The organism is Streptomyces millisiae (assembly GCF_031845425.1).
Taxonomy (GTDB): Bacteria; Actinomycetota; Actinomycetes; order Streptomycetales; family Streptomycetaceae; genus Streptomyces; species Streptomyces millisiae.
Genome location: NZ_JAVREM010000173.1, coordinates 1 through 708, shown reverse-complemented (window position 1 = coordinate 708; position 708 = coordinate 1). Strand labels below are relative to the sequence as shown.

Below are 708 nucleotides of genomic sequence, written 5' to 3'. Positions count from 1 at the left end.
GTACCGGAGTGAGCAGAGCGGTCCCCGCGGCCGCCGCACGGCCGATACCGTGGTGGCACACGCCCGTTCGCGTCCTGGAGGCCCTCGATGAGCAACCAGCCGGCCCCGGCCGACAACACCGTTCGTCAGCAGCTGGAGCCCGACACGGCTGACGGACTGCGCGCGTACGCGGCCCGGACCCGCGAGAGCGCCGACCAGCTCGCCGCCGTCCTGGAGGACATCGCCACGAACGGCCTGCCCGACCCCGAGCAGTGCACCCCGTGGGAGGAGCTGCGCGAAGCTCATCTCGCCCGGCTCGCTGCCCAGCGCCCGGCCGTCGCCTGATGCCCGCACCGCACGGCCCCCGCCGCCGCGCCCGCATCGCATTCTCCGACTCCGCCGCCAAGCAGCTGGACTCCATCACCAGCGAAGCCGAGCTCCACGCCCTGGACCGCGCCCTGGTCGTCGTCTCCGTCGCCCCCGACGCTGGCGAGCTCCTCCCCGGCGACAGCACCGGACCCCGGCTGCGCCAGTACGTCGACGACGTCGAACGCGTCCGGCTCGTCTACTGGGTCACCGCGCTCAAGACCGTCGTGGTCGTCGCCTTCCTCGAGGTGTAGCACCCGACCGCGAGCCTCGCGCTGCTCCTGGTGCTGCTCGTGCTCTGCACCGTGCAGCACGCCCTGCTGCACGGTGTTCTTGAGGTGCTGGTGAGGTGCTGGAGAGCGA

Annotated in this window: 2 protein-coding genes; both read left to right on the top strand. The window is 72.5% G+C overall.

The window, feature by feature from the left end; translation table 11 throughout:
* The first annotated feature begins 87 nt into the window (after nucleotides 1–87).
* Entirely contained in the window at nucleotides 88–324 is a 237-nt protein-coding gene (locus tag RNC47_RS36065; RefSeq protein ID WP_267942935.1) for a hypothetical protein, read from the top strand.
* Nucleotides 324–599, top strand: coding sequence for a hypothetical protein (locus tag RNC47_RS36060; RefSeq protein ID WP_311605071.1), 276 nt, complete (start codon nucleotides 324–326; stop codon nucleotides 597–599). Before RNC47_RS36065 ends, RNC47_RS36060 begins: the two co-directional genes overlap by 1 nt.
* Nucleotides 600–708 lie beyond the last annotated feature (109 nt).